Below are 16,898 nucleotides of genomic sequence, written 5' to 3'. Positions count from 1 at the left end.
CCGTCAGCGCGGCTTGCGCAACCGTGCCAAACCTTTGCTCGCGTACTCGTTTTTTGGATCAAGTTCCAGCGAGCGCTCGAAATGTTTGATCGCGCCCGCCGTGTCGCCCCGTTCGGCGGCGATGTCCGCCAAGCCATCATGGCTGTACGCCGACCCCGGATACAGGCCCAGCGTGAAATTGAACATGGCGGCGGCGGCGGCCGGCTTCCCCGCCTCGATCAAATCGTAAGCCAGATAAACCAGCGCCTCGTCGCCGCCGGCCGGTGCCGGTTGCAGGCCGCGATAATGCCGCATCCCCGCTTCCACGCCGTCGCGCGCGACCACATCCCACAACACGTCACGCAACTGCGCGGTCGGCTGCTTGTAGGGGGCGCCGAACAGGATCGCCGCCAGCGCGCCGCCGACGCCGCCCGCCGAGGCCCGATCGCTATTGCTCAGCACGATAACAGTCGCGCGCTCGGCGGGAAAGCGCAACAGATACGTTGAAAAGCCGTTCTCGCTGCCGGAGTGCTCGATACTGCGGCGCCCCATTTTTTCACCGATTTGCCAGCCATAGCCGTAGCCTTTCTTCACCGGCGTGAACATCTCGTCGAGCGACTTGCGCGACAACAGCCGCTCCGAATACAGCGCCTGGTCCCACAGCAGCATGTCGCCCACGGTCGACTGAATCCCGCCGGCCGCATAGCTCACGGTCGGGCTCATGTACGGAGCGTTGATAAACCGCGTCCCCAGCGAGTAATAACCGCTGGCGCGGTGCGGCAGCAGCGCGCGGCCCTCGTCGTACACCGACTGCGACATGCCCAGCGGCGCGAAGATCTTTTCCCGCAGATAGTCACCGTACGATTTGCCGGAGGCGCGCTCGATGACCATGCCGAGCAGCACATAGCCGGAATTGCTGTACTTGAATTGCTCGCCGGGCGTGAACCGCAGCGGCAGGTCGCAGAACAGCGCGACCAGCTCGGCACGCTTATAGCTGCGCAAGGCCAGCACCTCGTCCCACTCGGACAGGCTGGAGTAATTTTCGATGCCGGAGGTATGCGTCAGCAAATGGCGCAAGGTGATCGGCTTCCAGGCGGCGGGACACGGGTCAATATATTGGCAGACGGGATCGCCCACCTTGAGCTTGCCCTGCTCCTGCAGCTGCAGCACCGCCAGCGCGGTGAATTGCTTGGTCAGCGAAGCGATGCGGTAGAGGGTTCGCGCCGTGTTCGGTACGTCGAGCTCGTAATTGGCCATGCCGTAGGAGCGACTGAAAACAGGCACGCCGTCGCGCGCGACCAGCACCGTTCCGCTGAAATGGTCGTGACGGGTCGAGGCCTGCAAATACGCATCGAACCGCGCGTCGAGCGGAAGGTTGGCCTCGGCGGCCTCGGCGGTGGCCGGCCGCACAAACAGGCATGCCGCCAGCACCGATGCCATCCAAATGACGTGAGTTGCCTTGCGCCGCATACATTCTCCTTTGTCGAGGAGAACAGAATACCTCAAGCGCGGGCGGCGCGGCCTAGTGCGGCGCCGCCGTCACGCCCAAGGCGGCAGCGACGGCCTGGTGCGTCACCTCGGCCAGCTGGCGCCGGTGCGCGCCTATCGTGTCGATCGGCGGCAGCACCATCAACTTTGCCATCACCGGCGGGCCGTCGAGGATGGCGATGATGCTCTCGGCAAAGGTCATGTCGCCGATGAAATCCACCGACGGATGCCGCGCGCCCTGCGGATCGACGTACGACAAGGCAACCGGCTGCACCGGCACCTTGGCGTCGATCGCGGCTTCGAACAGATTGGCGTGGAACGGCAGCAAATTGCCTTGCGCCGAGGTCGTGCCTTCCGGGAAGAATGCCACGCGCTCGCCGCGCTCCAGGGTCGTCACCAGGCCCTTGAAGATGTGCCGCAGGTCGCGCCGGTTGCCGCGCGAAATGAACACGGTGCCGGCCTTTTCCGCCAGCCAGCCGGCCAGCGGCCACGAGCGGATCTCGGCCTTGGCGACGAAGTGGCTCGGATGCAGGCTGTGAACCACGAAGATGTCCAGCCACGAGACGTGGTTGGCCACCACCACCGCCCGCTCCAGCATCGGCGATGCGGCCTGCTGCTCGACACTGACGTTGCACATTTTCAGCAACCGGGTCGACCAGCGGCGGATGTGGCCGTTACGCTTGTCCTGGCTTATCCACGGAAACACCGTGGCGCAGATGCCCATCCCCAGCAGCACGTGCAACATCACCCGCGCCAGGCGGAAGATCATCGAAATTTTCATTCAGAAGATCAGCCGCGCTGGTAGGCGACGTGGCCGGCCACGATGGTGGTTTGCACCTGCCCCGTCAGGTTGTAGCCGACGAAAGGCGTGTGCTTGCCCTGGCTGGCCAGCGCCGACGCCTCGACGGTCCATGTTGCCTGCGGATCGAAGACGCAGACGTCGGCCACCGCGCCGACCGACAAGGTGCCGGCGGCCAAGCCTGCCACGCGGGCGGCGTCGGCCGTGATGCGCGAGATCGCCCGCGCCAGCGGACGCATGGCGGCCTTGTCGGCGCCGTTGTGCTGGCCGGCGGCGTAGTCGTCGGCCCATTTCAGGGTCAGCGACAGCAGCAGTTCCAGACCGGTGGCGCCGGGCGAGGCTTCGCCGAACGGCAGCAGTTTCTCGTCGTCGTCGACCGGCGTGTGGTCCGAGCACAGCGCATCGATGGTGCCGTCGAGCAGGCCGAGGCGGATAGCGTCGCGGTCGCGCTGGCTGCGCAGCGGCGGCGTCAGGCGCGCGTTGGAGTCGAAGAAGCCGATGTCGGCGTCGGTCATGTGGACGTGGTGGGCGCCGACGTCGCAGGTGACCGGCAAGCCTTCCTTCTTGGCCTGGCGCACCAGCTCGATGCCGGCGGCCGACGACAGGCGGCACAGGTGCACGCGGGCGCCGCTCGAACGCATCAGCTCGAAAATGGTGTGCAACGCGATCGTTTCCGACATCACCGGCACGCCGGACAGACCCAGGCGCGAGGCCAGCGGACCGCTGGCGGCGATGCCGCCGCGGCCGATGTGCGCGTCCTGCGGGCGCAGCCAGACGGTGTAGTTGAAGGTCTTGGCGTACTGCATCGCGCGCAGCAGCACGTTGGTGTCCTCGATCGGCTCTTCCGCTTGCGCGAAGCCGATGCAACCGGCCTCGGTCAGCTCGGCCATCTCGGTCAGCGCCTTGCCTTTGAGGCCGACGGTCAGCGCGCCCAGCGGATGCACATGGGCCTGGTTCAGGGTCTTGGCGCGGTATTTGAGCATTTCCACCAGGCCCGGCTCGTCGAGCACGGGGTCGGTGTCCGGCGGGCAGATCAGGCTGGTCACGCCGCCCTGCATCGCCGCCTGCATTTCCGATTCCAGGGTGGCCTTGTATTCGTAGCCCGGCTCGCGCAGGCGCGCCGACAGGTCGACGAAGCCGGGCGAGACGATCATGCCGCTGGCGTCGATGGTCTGGTCGGCCGTGAAGCCGGCGGCGAATTCAGCCGATACCTCGCCGACCGCCACCACCTTGCCGTCGGCGATGTACAGGTCGTGCTTGGCGTCGATGCCGTTGGCCGGGTCGACCAGGTGGCCGTTCTTGATATGGAGATTTTTATTCGAGTTCATTCCTGCTTTCATCCTTGCGTTCCCGCCACAATGCTCATCACCGCCATCCGTACCGCGATGCCGAACGTCACCTGCGGCAGGATCACCGCCTGCGGACCGTCCGCCACCGCCGAATCGATTTCCACGCCACGGTTCATCGGCCCCGGGTGCATGACGATCGCGTCCGGCTTGGCCAGCGCCAGGCGCTCCGGCGTCAGGCCGTAGCTTTTGAAGTATTCCTGCGCCGACGGCAGGAGCGCGCCGCTCATGCGCTCGTTTTGCAGGCGCAGCATGATGATCACGTCGACGCCCTTCAAGCCCTCTTCCATGTTGGTAAAGGTGCGCACGCCCATTTGCTCCAGGCCGCCCGGCAGCAGGGTGTGCGGACCGATGGCGCGCACTTCCGGTACGCCCAGCGTGGTCAGCGCGTGGATGTCCGAACGGGCCACGCGGCTGTGCAGGATGTCGCCGACGATGGCCACCGTCAGGTTGGTGAAGTCCTTCTTGTAATGACGGATCGTGTACATGTCCAGCAGACCCTGGGTCGGGTGCGCGTGGCGGCCGTCGCCGGCGTTGACCACGTGCACGTGCGACTGTTTGGTGTCGTGCAGGTGCTTGGCGATCAGGTACGGCGCCCCCGACTGCGCGTGGCGCACCACGAACATGTCCGCGTGCATGGCCGACAGGTTGTCGATGGTGTCGAGCAGCGATTCGCCCTTGCTGGCCGAGGATGCCTGGATGTTGAGGTTGATGACGTCGGCCGACAGGCGCTTGGAGGCGATCTCGAAGGTGGTGCGGGTGCGGGTCGAGTTCTCGAAGAACAGGTTGAACACCGACTTGCCGCGCATTAGCGGCACTTTCTTGACGTCGCGGTCAGAGATGCCGACGAACGACGAGGCGGTGTCCAGGATGTGATTGAGGATGGATTTGGGCAGTCCCTCGATCGACAGCAGGTGCTGGAGTTCGCCGTTTTTATTCAGTTGCGGATTGAGCATGGTGTGGAGGTCGCGATTAAATTAAGCGTGGTCTATGGTGAGCGTGAATTTTCCATCGTCGGCGCGCTTGAGCACCAGCGCCTGCCCTTGCGGCACGGCCACATGCGCGGCGACGAAATCGGCGGCCACCGGCAACTGGCGCTCGCCGCGGTCGACCAGCGCGGCAAGCATGATGCGCGCCGGGCGGCCGTAGTCGAACAGCTCGTTGATCGCGGCGCGCGTGGTGCGCCCCGTGTAGAGCACGTCGTCGACCAGCAGGATGTTGGCGGCGGCGACGTCAAAAGTGATGTTGGTCGGCTTGACCTCGGCCGGCAAACCCTTCTTGGCGTAATCGTCGCGGTAGAAGGAAACGTCGAGCACGCCGCAGCGGGCGGACAGGCCGAGGTCGGCCGCGAGGCGCTCGGCGATCCAGGCGCCGCCGGAGTGGATGCCGACGATGGCGACGTCGGACACGCCTTCCAGGCCGGCCTTGACGTCGGCCAGCAGGGCCGCATACAGCGCCTCGGCATCGAGTTGGTGGGGGTTCAGTGTGGACATGGTGGTTCGCTAGGTTGCGTCGAAATATTGTTGCAGGATGATGGCGGCGGCGCGGTCGTCGATGACCTCGCCGCGCTTGGCGGAGATGACCGCCGACGAATAGCGCTCGTCGACCAGCTCGACCGGCAGGTTGAAGCGGCCGTGCAGCTGGTTGGCGAACTTGCGCGCGCGCGCCGTCATGTCGTGCTCGGCGCCATCGGGATGCATGGGCAGGCCGACCACCAGGCGGGCGGGTTTCCATTCGTCGAGCAGGGCGGCAATGTCGGCAAAGCGCGTGGCGTTGTCGATGGCGGAGATGACTTTGACTGGCTGGGCCTGGCGAATCATGGTGTTACCCATGGCCACGCCGATACGTTTGACGCCGAAATCGAAAGCGAAGATGGTGTCGACGCTCACGGTTGACCAAACTCAAACATGTCACGCATGGCCGGCCTCGGACGTGAGCATCAGCGGATCGATGCCCAGCAGGCGCATGGCGGCCGTGTAGCGTTCCTCGATGGGCAGGTTGAACAGGATCTCGGGATCGGCGCCGACGGTGAGCCAGCCGTTGCGGCCGATTTCCTCCTCCAGTTGGCCCGGACTCCAGCCCGAGTAGCCGATCGACACCAGCATTTGCGGCGGGCCCTCGCCGGCGGCGACGGCCTCGAGCACGTCGATCGACGTCGTGAAGGCGATATCCTTGGTGACCGTCAGCGACGACGAGTAGCGGTGGCCCGGCGTGTGCAGCACGAAGCCGCGGTCGTCCTGCACCGGGCCGCCGAACATGATGGGCTCGTCCACGTGGGATTCGACTCCCGTGCCCTCCTCCAGCTTTAAGTCTATGCGTTCGAACAACACTTGCATCGTCATATCGGTGGGTTTGTTGATCACCACGCCCAACACGCCGTTCTCGTTATGCTCGCAGACATACACGACCGTGCCGCCGAAGACCGGATCTTGCATGGAAGGCATTGCAATGAGGAAATGATTCGCCAGGTTCAGGGAAGGTTCCGTGCTGCCGCCGATGGGACCCAATTCGTCCATCTCATCCTGTGGCTCGTCCTGGGGTTCACCCTTGCGCGGGGCGGATACAGGTAGAGTTTTGCCGATTTTGCTCTTCTTCATACGCGTTGCTCTCTCTGTGCTGGATGCGTGATCTTACCGTGCCGCCGCTGGGTCTTGCCGATGTCTTGCACTCTGTCCTGGACAAATGCTGTAACATCGCGCCGCTAGCAGCTGTCTCTCTCACCGATAGTTTACACTGAATTGAGGGTGCGGCCATGATTGCGTTCCCCCACGAGATTGACACAGACCGAATGAAACTGAAATCGTCCCTGGTATGGTTGCGCCGCGATTTGCGGGTTTTCGACCATGTCGCCCTGAATCAGGCGCTGCAGGACAGCGCCACCGTGTATTGTGTTTTTGTCTACGATAAGACCATTCTCGACGCCCTGCCGCGCCGCGACCGCCGTGTCGACTTCATCCACGCCAGCCTGGCCGAGGTGGCCGGCGAGCTGCGCCAGCTGGGCGGCCACCTGATCGTGCGCCATGCCGATCCGGCGACCGACATCCCGGCGCTGGCCGCCGAGCTGGGTGTCGATGCCGTGTTCTGCAACCACGATTATGAACCGCAAGCGATCGCCCGCGACGCCGCCGTGGCCGGGGCGTTGCAGGAGGCGGGCCGCCAGTTCTTCAGCTACAAGGACCAGGTGATCTTTGAAAAGAGCGAAGTGCTGTCGCAAACCGGCGGCGTGTTCTCGGTGTTTACGCCCTACAAGAACGCATGGCTGAAAAAGCTGACGGCCGATCCGTCGGTGCTGGCGCCTTACCACATCGAACCGCAGGCGGCGCGGCTGGCGCCGCCGCCCAAGCGCGCACCGGCCCTGCCGACCCTGGCCGAGCTGGGCTTCGAGCCGAGCAACCTGGCCGAGCTGAAAATTCCCACCGGCATGTCCGGCGCGGCGGCGCTGTTCGACGATTTCCTGCCGCGCATCGCCGACTACAAGACGGCGCGCGACTATCCGGCGGTCAAGGGGCCATCGTACCTGTCGCTGCATTTCCGTTTCGGCACGCTGTCGGTGCGCCACCTGGTGCGCACCGTGGTGGACCTGATGGCGCGCGGCGCCGGCGGCGAAGGCGCGCCGGTCTGGCTGGCCGAGCTGATCTGGCGCGAGTTCTACGCGATGATCCTGTTCCACAATCCGCACGTGGTGGGCGGCGCCTACAAGCCGGCCTACGACGCCATCCAGTGGGAGACGGGCCCCGAAGCGGACGAATTGTTCGCCGCGTGGTGCGAAGGCCGCACCGGCTATCCGCTGGTGGACGCGGCGATGGCGCAGCTGAACCAGACCGGCTATATGCACAACCGCCTGCGCATGGTGACGGCGTGCTTCCTGATCAAGGACCTGGGTATCGACTGGCGGCGCGGCGAGGCGTATTTCGCGCTGCAGCTGAACGACTTCGATCTGGCGTCGAACAACGGCGGCTGGCAATGGGCGTCGTCGTCGGGCTGCGACGCCCAGCCGTATTTCCGCATTTTCAATCCAATCACGCAGTCGGAGAAATTCGACGGCGGCGGTAAATTCATCCGGCGCTATCTGCCGCAATTGAAAGACCTCGGCGACAAGGAAATCCACGCGCCATGGCAAACGCCGCGCATGCTGCCGCTCGATTATCCGGCACCGGTTGTCATGCACGACGAGGCGCGCAAACGCACCCTGGAGCGCTACGAGGTGGTGAAAAAACCTGCGCAGCTTGCATAAACCTCATAAACACGTAGGGCGGATTAGGCGGAACGCCGTAATCCGCCATGTATGCGCCGCCGACGGAGCATGCATGGCGGATTACGCTTCGCTAATCCGCCCTACGTGGATCCAAGGTTATTTGGACGGTCCCGTAAATTTGTCGCGTTGAGCGTCGGCTATTTCAACAGACCGGTGATCGCCTCCAGCAGCACCGGCTCCTGGAACGGTTTGCCGAAATACGCGTTCACGCCCAGCTGCAAGGCGTAGTTGCGGTGCTTGTCGGCGCTGCGCGAGGTGATCATGATGATCGGAATCTCCCTGGTCCGCTCATCGCCGCGCACATTGCGGGTCAAGTCGAAACCGTCCATGCGCGGCATCTCTATATCGACCAGCATCAGATCCGGCGTCGTGTCCTGCAGCTGCTCCAGCGCGTCCACGCCATCCTTGGCCAGCAGGACATGGTAGCCTTCGCGCTCCAGCAAACGCTGGGTCACGCGCCGCACCGTCATCGAATCGTCTACCACCATGATGGAACGCGCGTTCGGACGCGCCTGCGCCGGACTGGCCGCCTGCGCATACTGCCGCCGGGCCTCCGGCTGGTGCGCCAGATGCTGCACCAGCGCCACCGGATTCAGTATCAGCACGATATCACCCGTCCCCAGCACCGTCGCCCCGGCGATGCCCGGCATGCGCGACAACTGCGGACCGATATTCTTGATAACCACCTCGCGGTTGCCCAGCACCTCGTCGACCCGCACCGCCAGCCGCTCGTTGCCGTTCTTGAGCATCATCACTGGCGCCGACCGCTGCGCCGGCGGCGTGTCCGCCGCGCCCAGCAAGGCAGGCAAATAATGCAGCGCCGCCTGGTGCCCCTGGATCGGCACGACGCCGCTTCGATGCGCCTCGGCCAATACCGAGTCCTTCATCTGCAGCACCTGTTCGACCAGGATAGACGGGAAGGCATAGGTCTTGCCGCCAGCATCCAGCAGCACAACCTGCGTCACGGCCAGGGTCAATGGCAGGCGGATCGTGAAGCGGGTGCCTTTGCCAGGTTCGGAGAACATGTCGACGCGCCCGCCCAGCGATTGCGCCTCCGACTGCACGACGTCCATGCCGACGCCGCGCCCGGAGAGCTCGGTCAGCGATTCGGCGGTGGAGAAGCCCGGCTCGAAAATCAGGTCGGCGATCTGCGCCTCGGTGGCCTCTTCCCCTTCCAGCAGCAGGCCGCAGCTGATCGCTTTGGCGCGGATGCGTTCCAGATCGAGTCCGGCGCCGTCGTCGCTGAATTCGATGACCACCTCGTTGCCCTGCTGCGTGACCTGCACCAGCAGTTCGCCGGTCTCGCTCTTGCCAGCCTCGCCACGGGCGGCGCGCGACTCCACGCCGTGGGCGATAGCGTTGCGCAGCAGGTGCTCGAACGGCGCGGCCATGCGTTCCAACACGCTGCGGTCGATCTCCACCGCGCTGCCGCGGATGTCCAGGTTGACGCGCTTGTCCACTTCCTTGGCGCTTTGACGGGCCACGCGGAACAGCCGCTCCGAGATGCTGGCGAACGGCACCATGCGCACCCGCATCAGGTCGCGCTGGAGATCGCGCGTGAGGCGCGCTTGCAGCACCAGATCGTTGCTGGCGGTATCGACGCCACGGGTCAGATTTTCGTGGAACGAGGCGACGTCGTTGACGCTTTCCGCCATCATCCGGGTCAACTCCTGCAGCCGGGTGAAGCGGTCGAATTCGAGCGGATCGAATTCACGCTCGCTCGACACCGACATGCGCGAGGCGATCTGCGATTCGGCCTGCATTTCCACCTCGCGCAACTGGCGGCGCAGGCGGGCCAGGTTCTCGGAGAAGTCCAGCAGCGACGCGCGCAGGGTGGCGACTTCGTTCTCCAGCCTGGAGCGCGAGATCGACACCTCGCCGGCCTGGTTGACCAGGCGGTCCAGGATGTCGGCTCGCACGCGCACCAGCGGCGACTTGGCGCCGGCCGGGGGTTCCTCTCCCGGCGGCGCCACGGACGGACCGCCGCCGGCGTCGTCGGTGGCCGCGACGCCGGCGGCGGGCGCCGCATCGCCGCCCGCCGTCGCCGGCGCGCCGGCTTCGATGCTGTCCACGTCGGCCGCGAGGCCTGCGGCGCCCTTCTCGGCGGAGACGGATTTGAGCGCGTCGGGATGCTGCAATTGTTCGAACAGCAGCAAGGCGTGGTCGTAGTGCGCGAGCAGTTCGTCGAACGCCTGCGGCGTGGCGAAGCCGGCGTGCACCATGTTTTCGATATGGGTTTCGATTTCATGCGCGTGCTGGCCCAGGCGCATCGCACCCGCCATGCGCGCGCTGCCCTTGACCGTGTGCAGCAGGCGTAGCAAACCTTGCGCGTGGGACGTGTCGGCGGGATTGTGCTGCCAGGCGCGCAGCGCCTCGCCCACTTGCGGCAGCAGGTCGGCGCCCTCCTCCAGGAAAACCGGCAGCAGATCGGCGTCCAGCTCGTCGTTGAAGAGCGCCGGGGCGGCGGCCAGGATCTCCGGCTCGGCGGGGGCCAGTTCGATGATCTCGGCGTCCGGCGTGGGAGCGGGCTCCGGTTCCGGTTCCGGTAACGGTTCCGGTAACGGTTCCGGTTCCGACGGTGCGGCGATATTCAGCGGCGGCTCGGCGAAGGCGTCGTCAAAGGCCGCGTTGAACAAATCATCGATGCTGTCATCGGCGCGCTCTTCGACTTTTTTTGGCTCCGGCGCGGCCACGGGGGCGTCCGATTCCGGCACGCTCCCGCTAAGCACGTCGTAGGCATCCCTGAACAAACGGTCCAGCGGCGTTTCCTCCGCCTCCGGCGGCTGCGGCGGCGACGCGATGTTTTCCATCGTCTCCGCCACCAGATCATCCAGACGCGCCTCGATATCCTGGCCGGCGCCGGGCGGCGCGGCGGCCAGTTCCTCGCTCAGCTGCCGCAAGGCGGCGATCAGTTCCGGCTGCGCGGCGGGCATTTCGCCCTGCGCAAAGCTTTGCAGCATCTGGCGGATGCGCTCTATCGCGAAGTCCAGCAGATCGTGCTGCGCCTGATCCAGATGCGGGGCGGGCGGCAGCAACGCTTGCAGCGTCGTCTCCAGCGAAAGCGCCACTTCGCGCAAGACCTTGAAGCCGACCGTGCCCGACGTGCCGGCCAGCGTATGGGACGCCTGCAGCGCCTCGGGATTGACCGGCCGGCGCGGCTCGTGGCGCCACTCGCCGAAATCCTGCTGCAGCAGGCGAACCAGTTCGTCCGTCTCGTGCAGATAGATGTTGTACAGCGGCAGAGGGATATCCAGCTCGCCGATATGCTTGACGTTGTCGTCGCGTGGTACGACCGGCGGCGCCGCGGTGGGGAATTCGATGACGTTGCCGGTGGAGGAAGGCGCCGGCGGCGGGGCCGGTACCGCCTCCTCGATGAAGAATTCGCCGCCCTCCCGAACACGCAGGGCGGCGGCCACCAACGCGTTCGCATTGCGGGCCGAGACGCCGGCGGACGCCAACTCCGCCACCCAGGCACGCAACTCGCGCGCGACGGCCGCCAGCAGCGAGAACAACGCGTCGGACGAAGGTCGCTCCTCGGCCAGCCAGGTGTTCATCACCCGCTCGACCGCATGCGCGGCGTCGGCGAACTGGTTCATCCCGACCATCCGTCCGCTGCCCTTGAGCGTATGGAAAGAGCGGCGCAACATGATCAGGGACTGCTCGCCGCCGGATTCCGAACGAGGCTTGGCCAGCGTGTCATCGACAAAGTCCAGCACCTCGCGCGCCTCGGCGATGAAGATTTCCAGCAGCTCGGCCTCCACCGCAGCGTCGCTGGCGGCGGGCGGCGGCGCTTCGGCCGGCATCGACGCCGGCGCGGGCGCCACCACTTCCTGATCCAGCACCGGGATCGATTCGGACTCCGTCATCTTCTTGAACGGCACCGAACGGAAGGTCCCCTGCTGCGCATCGAAAGTAAAACGCTCGCGCGCGCCGGCCGCGTTCTGCGCCAGCATGTCGACAAAAAAGCCCAGCGCGCCGACATTCTGCGCGATGTCGTCGAGGGTCTTCGACTCCTGCGTGGAATCGCCGCCGCCGGTGGCCAGCGACAGCACCGCCGCCTTCACATGCTGCGCCGCTTTCATCGCATCTTCCTGGTCGAGCATCGCCAGCGCGCCCTGCAACTGGTGCAGCACCGGATCGAGTTCCGCCAGCGACGGGCGCCTGGCCGGATCGATGTAGTACTCGTCGAGCACCTTCTCCACCTGGCGCAGGCCGGTCTTCATTTCCAGCGCCAGCGCGATCGCGGTATCGTCCTGCCGCATCTGCCGCGCCAAACCACTCTGCCACTGCGCCGGCTCCGGCGGCGTATCGCCGGACACCAGCGCCAGCAAGCGCGCGCCTATCGTATCGGCGTTCGCCGCGAAGTCGGTCGGCAGGTGGCGGATCTGTTCCAGGCCATGCTCGGCGAACAGCAGCGCGGTCGCCATTTCCAGCGCCAGCTCCTCGCTGCGGCCGGCCGAGACGGCGGTGCGCGCCACCTCGGCCAACTGGCGCATCAGCGCGCTGAGGGCCGGAATATTCAGCTTGTCGCATGCGTCGGCGACATCGGCCAGCGCGGTGTCGAACGCGGCGTCCAGGCCGGAATCGATCTCGGCGTCGGCCAGCCTGTCCCAACTGGCCTTGGCCTGCGCCATGCCGCTCTTGGCGCGCTCCAGCGCTTCGTCGTCGATCTGGCCGTAGCGGCGGGTCTCGTAGTCGGCCGGCGCCAGACCGTCGAGCGCGAAGACGGCGCGCATCGTCCTCGCCGTCGGCGATTCGGTGTCCGCGCCGGCCGCCGCGATAAAGAACAGCGCGTCACGCAGCATCGTGTCCGGCTGCGCGACGGTGCCCTGGCTCAAACGGCGGATTTGCAGATTGATCAATCCGAACAGCTGCTTCACATACAGGCCGCCGGCCAGTTCGCCGCCGGCCACCAGCTCGGCGAAGCCCTGCATCGCCAGCCAGAAGGTGCGGGCCTTTTCGTCCCGCTGCGCGCCGGCGACCAGTTTCACGGCGTCGAGCAGCGCGGCGGCGTGTTCCCGCTGCTGCGCCGGTTCGGTGCTTTTCATATACGGCAGCAGCGCGCGTTCGAACCGTTGGCGGTAGGCCGAATAGTCAACAACTTCGTCGACGCCGGCATCGATAACATCCAGGTCCGGCGTCCGCGATAAATCCGGGAAAAACAGGTCCGCGGGGTGTATCCGGTCGGCGCCTATCATCTCCTGCAGCGCGCGGTAGTACGGGAACAGCCTGGCCGGCTGCGATGGCGCGCCATCCAGCAGCTCCTCCAGATACTCGACCAGCGCCTGATACAGCTGCGACACCGCCTCCACATGGTCGGTGCTGCACTTGACCGTGCCGGCCTTGAAGCGGTCCAGCGCCGCCTCGGCCAACTGCGTCATCTGGCTCACGCCGTCGATGTCGACCATCTGCAATGCGCCGTGGGCCTGGTGCAAATGCGATTTCGCGTGCTGCAGCTGCGTCGCCTGATCTTCCGCCGCCCTGCCGCCCGCCTCGACCAGCGCGGTCCTGGAGCGCGCCAGCGACTCCCGGATTTCCACCATCACCCACGACAGGGGCCCGGTATCCAATTGCGGTTGCTGCGGTGTCGAAAAATCAGTTGTGGTCATGCTTGCCTAGGCCTTTCAATGAGGTGCGCAGCGTGCGTTCAGGACGCGATGCGGAATCGCGCCACCGAGTTTTTCAATTCCTGCGCCAGCACCGACAGTTTATGGATCGATTGCGCGGTTTGCTGCGTGCCGTCCTGCGTCTGCTCGGTCACCGTCAAGATGTGCTGGATATTGTTCGCGACGCCGTTGGCCGATGTCGCCTGCTGGCCGGTGGCGAGCGAAATGCCGGAAATCAGCTCGGCCAGCCGGTTCGACACTTGCGAAATGTCGTTCAGCGCCGCGCCGGCCGCGTCGGACAGGCGCGCGCCTTCGACCACGCCCCGGGTCGATTTTTCCATCGCCGCCACGGCGTCGTGGGTATCGGTTTGGATCGTGCGCACCAGCGCGCCGATCTGCTTGGCCGCTTCGGCCGAGCGCTCCGCCAGCCGCTGCACCTCCTCCGCCACCACCGAGAAGCCGCGTCCCGCCTCGCCGGCCGACGCGGCCTGGATCGCCGCGTTCAGCGCCAGCACGTTGGTCTGTTCGGTGATGTCGGAAATGAGCTCGGTGATCTCGCCGATCTCCTGCGACGATTCGCCCAGCCGCTTGATGCGCTTGGAGGTGTCCTGGATCTGGTCGCGGATCTCGTGCATGCCCTTGATGGCGTTTTCCACCGCCGTCGACCCTTGCTGCGCCGCCGCCACCGACTGGCGCGCGACGTCGGCCGATTCGCTGGCCGAACGCGACACGTCGGTGATCTCGTTGGCCATCTTGGCGACGGTGGCGCTGGCGTCCTGGATCTCGCGCGACTGCCGCTGCGACGCCTGCAGCAAGTTGGCGGCGATGCTTTGCGCGTGGGTGGAAGCCTTGGTCACCTGTTCGGCGGTGGCGGTCACGCGCCCCACCAGCCCGCGCAGCTCTTCGACCGTGTAGTTGACCGAATCGGCGATCGCGCCGGTGATGTCCTCGGAAACGGTGGCCTGCACCGTCAGGTCGCCGTCGGCCACTTCCTGCAGCTCATTCATCAGGCGCAGGATCGCGGCCTGGTTCTGGTCGTTCATGGCCTTGGCTTCCTCCTCCTTGCGCTGCGATTGCTGGCGCATCGCCTCCGCCTCCTGGCGGCGGCGGTCGGCGCCGCGCGTGCGGTTGTGGGAATCCATCAGCAGCACCCGGCCGATGGCCGCCGCCATGATCAGCGTGAGCAAGCCGCCAGCCACCATCAGCCAGAACGTCGGGCCGAGCGAATCCTGGTCTTCGCGGTAGGCCTGCTGCAGCACCGACAGGCGTTGGCGCAGCGCTTCGTTGTCGTTGAAGATCAGCTGCTCGGCGGTTTTCGCGGCGCTGAATTTATCCAGCTTGTTGAGGATCGCCGTCACCAGCTTTTGATATTCCTCGAAGTCGCCTTTGAGCGCGGTGAACTTCTCGCGCAGGTCCGGATCGCGCACGGCGGCGACGCCCAGCGGCGCGCTGCCGTTGAGGAAACCGTCGACCGTGTTGCGGAACACGGTGGTGTCGCGTCCCAGCTGGAACGCCGTTTCCGAGCTGATGCCGCCTGCGGTCAGGAATTCGCTGGCGCCGCGGCTCATGCGCTGGGTCAGCATCGACAGCCCGCCCAGCGCCGCCAACTCGCGCCCCGTGCCCCCGCGCTGCAGCTTGATGGCGGTGATTTCCTCGGTGCGCGCCAGCAGGTCGGGCGACATCGTGTTGAGTTTCTGTAGCGTCTTATCGACGCCGCTCAGGTCTCCCTTGAGGGTCAGGATGGTGTCGGCGGCGATGTCGGTCGCGCTCCACTGCTTGCTCGCGGCGGCCACCACCGGCGCCAGGTCGGCGCGCGGCTCGCCGATTTCGCGCCCTTGGTAGGTGCCGCCGCGCGTCATCAGCTTGATGTCGCTATTGAGCTCCTTGCGGCTTTCCTCGAGCTGGCGAAAGCCTTCGGCGCTGCCCTGCACGGCGTTCGGCGCGGCCTTGCCGATGCGCTGCGAGTGCATCAACGCGTCGCTGGCGACCTGGGTTTGGGCCGAGCGGTTGGCGCTGTGGATGGTGTTGAGCGCGACGAACACCGCGCTCGCGCCAAGGCTCACGGCCAGCGCGGTCGACAAGATGCTCAATTGGCGTTGCGCCGGCAGATGGCCGATCAGCGGCAGTTTGAAACCGGCGGCGGTTTCGGCGGGCGCCACGCGGGTGCCGAGGCGGCCCAGCGCATCGCGCAGGCGCAGCGGGGCGCCGCCGTCGGCGGCGGTGTTGGCGGTGCTGGCGATGGTGTTGGCGGTGCTTCCGGTCCCGGCGGCGGCATCCATGAACTGCGAATCGCCGGCCTCGCCGAATTCCGCATTCGCTGTCGGGTCCTGGTCGGCATTCCGGTTGCCATTCGAGAAACTACCCATCTTGAAAGCCATTCCACCCTCTCCGGATTAATTTATGCGACCCGCGATTCTCCATCATCCGCAGTGTACGTGCATCAGAAGCCAACTTGCAGAAACGCGGGGTCGCGCACCAGCTGCGCCAGGTCGATCCGGGTCCAGCACAGGCCCTCGGCGTCGTCGAAGCGCTGTCCGCACCACGCCGGCGCGCCGTCCGCAGGCGCCGCCGCCTGCATGTCGGCCAGCTTGCGCAGACCCAGTACGCGCCCGGCCAGCAATGCGCAGTTAAAGCCCAGCCCCGGCGCGAAGGTGATGAAGCGGCGCTCCGACAGCGTGGTGCCGTCGGCGCCGGCGCCCTGCCACTGGAAGCGCGCCAGGTCGACCACGCCGGTGAGGTTGCCGCGTATATTGGCCAGGCCCTGGTACCAGGCCCGCGTCAGCGGCACCGGCGTCACCGGTTGCGGCGGCACGATCTCGCCGATCTGGGTCAGGTCCAGCAGGCACGGACGGCCGCCGATCAGCACACCCAGTTCGCGCCCGCCGACGTTGGCCCCGGTCTTGGCGGCCTGCATGCGCTCGAGCAGCTGCACCTGGTACTGGCGCAGGCGGCTGCGGCGTTCCGTGCCGGCCGGCGAACCGCTGTTATCGGCGGTATCGTCGGCGGTGCTGTCGGGCGCGTGGCTGTCCATCGCTTAGTCTTGGCCCGCCTGCACGTCCAGGGCGGCGATCCTGGCCAGCAGATCGGCCGCGTCGACCGGTTTGACCAGGTAGTCGCGCGCGCCCTGGCGCAAGCCCCAGATACGGTCGGTCTCCTGGTTTTTGCTTGAGCAGATAATCACCGGCACGTCCTGCAGCGCCGGATCGCGGGCGATCGAGCGGGTGACCTGGAAGCCGTTCGCGCCGGGCATGACCACGTCCATCAGGATCAACTGCGGCTTGTCGGCCTTGATCTTGGCCAGCGCCTCCTCGCCGTTTTCGGCCACCGACACCGAAAAGCCGTTGCGCACCAGGATATCGGTCAGGTAGTAACGTTCGGTGGGCGAATCATCGACGATCAAAATGCGGTGTATGGCCATAATTCCC

12 protein-coding genes are annotated in these 16,898 nt (G+C 66.0%); 1 reads left to right on the top strand and 11 read right to left on the bottom strand.

From position 1 onward, the window contains the following. Positions 1–3 precede the first annotated feature (3 nt). The 7 genes from NHH73_05915 to NHH73_05885 form a co-directional block, all read right to left on the bottom strand. Complete coding sequence (locus NHH73_05915; protein USX27821.1) at positions 4–1,449, bottom strand: serine hydrolase; 1,446 nt, start codon at positions 1,447–1,449, stop codon at positions 4–6. A gap of 52 nt (positions 1,450–1,501) precedes the next feature. Then, complete coding sequence (locus tag NHH73_05910) at positions 1,502–2,248, bottom strand: 1-acyl-sn-glycerol-3-phosphate acyltransferase (GenBank protein ID USX27820.1); 747 nt, start codon at positions 2,246–2,248, stop codon at positions 1,502–1,504. Between the two features lie 8 nt (positions 2,249–2,256). Beyond that, the gene (locus tag NHH73_05905) at positions 2,257–3,594 is read right to left on the bottom strand and encodes a dihydroorotase (GenBank protein USX27819.1); all 1,338 of its coding nucleotides are present in this window, start codon (positions 3,592–3,594) and stop codon (positions 2,257–2,259) included. Between the two features lie 8 nt (positions 3,595–3,602). Continuing rightward, complete coding sequence (locus NHH73_05900; protein USX27818.1) at positions 3,603–4,568, bottom strand: aspartate carbamoyltransferase catalytic subunit; 966 nt, start codon at positions 4,566–4,568, stop codon at positions 3,603–3,605. 21 nt (positions 4,569–4,589) lie between these two features. Further along, complete coding sequence (gene pyrR, locus NHH73_05895) at positions 4,590–5,105, bottom strand: bifunctional pyr operon transcriptional regulator/uracil phosphoribosyltransferase PyrR (protein USX27817.1); 516 nt, start codon at positions 5,103–5,105, stop codon at positions 4,590–4,592. A 9-nt stretch (positions 5,106–5,114) separates the two neighbouring features. Next, positions 5,115–5,444, bottom strand: coding sequence for a Holliday junction resolvase RuvX (gene ruvX, locus NHH73_05890; protein ID USX29568.1), 330 nt, complete (start codon positions 5,442–5,444; stop codon positions 5,115–5,117). A 78-nt stretch (positions 5,445–5,522) separates the two neighbouring features. Next, entirely contained in the window at positions 5,523–6,209 is a 687-nt protein-coding gene (locus tag NHH73_05885; GenBank protein USX27816.1) for a YqgE/AlgH family protein, read from the bottom strand. 191 nt (positions 6,210–6,400) lie between these two features. On the opposite strand from NHH73_05885, the gene NHH73_05880 reads away from it, so the two are divergent. Next, positions 6,401–7,846 carry a DNA photolyase family protein gene (locus NHH73_05880; protein USX27815.1) on the top strand — a complete coding sequence of 482 codons (1,446 nt, stop codon included), beginning with the start codon at positions 6,401–6,403 and terminating at the stop codon, positions 7,844–7,846. A gap of 158 nt (positions 7,847–8,004) precedes the next feature. Here the strand turns inward: NHH73_05880 and NHH73_05875 are convergent, their stop codons facing one another. From NHH73_05875 to NHH73_05860, 4 genes are all read right to left on the bottom strand, one after another. Further along, complete coding sequence (locus NHH73_05875; protein ID USX27814.1) at positions 8,005–13,476, bottom strand: Hpt domain-containing protein; 5,472 nt, start codon at positions 13,474–13,476, stop codon at positions 8,005–8,007. 38 nt (positions 13,477–13,514) lie between these two features. Beyond that, complete coding sequence (locus NHH73_05870; protein USX27813.1) at positions 13,515–15,851, bottom strand: methyl-accepting chemotaxis protein; 2,337 nt, start codon at positions 15,849–15,851, stop codon at positions 13,515–13,517. Between the two features lie 62 nt (positions 15,852–15,913). Further along, the gene (locus NHH73_05865; protein ID USX27812.1) at positions 15,914–16,504 is read right to left on the bottom strand and encodes a chemotaxis protein CheW; all 591 of its coding nucleotides are present in this window, start codon (positions 16,502–16,504) and stop codon (positions 15,914–15,916) included. A gap of 3 nt (positions 16,505–16,507) precedes the next feature. Continuing rightward, positions 16,508–16,891: a response regulator gene (locus NHH73_05860; protein USX27811.1), complete on the bottom strand. Its 384-nt coding sequence runs from the start codon at positions 16,889–16,891 to the stop codon at positions 16,508–16,510. Positions 16,892–16,898 lie beyond the last annotated feature (7 nt).

Source organism: Oxalobacteraceae bacterium OTU3CINTB1, assembly GCA_024123955.1.
In the GTDB taxonomy this organism is placed as follows: Bacteria; Pseudomonadota; Gammaproteobacteria; order Burkholderiales; family Burkholderiaceae_D; genus Rugamonas.
This window is presented reverse-complemented; position numbering and strand designations above follow the sequence as displayed.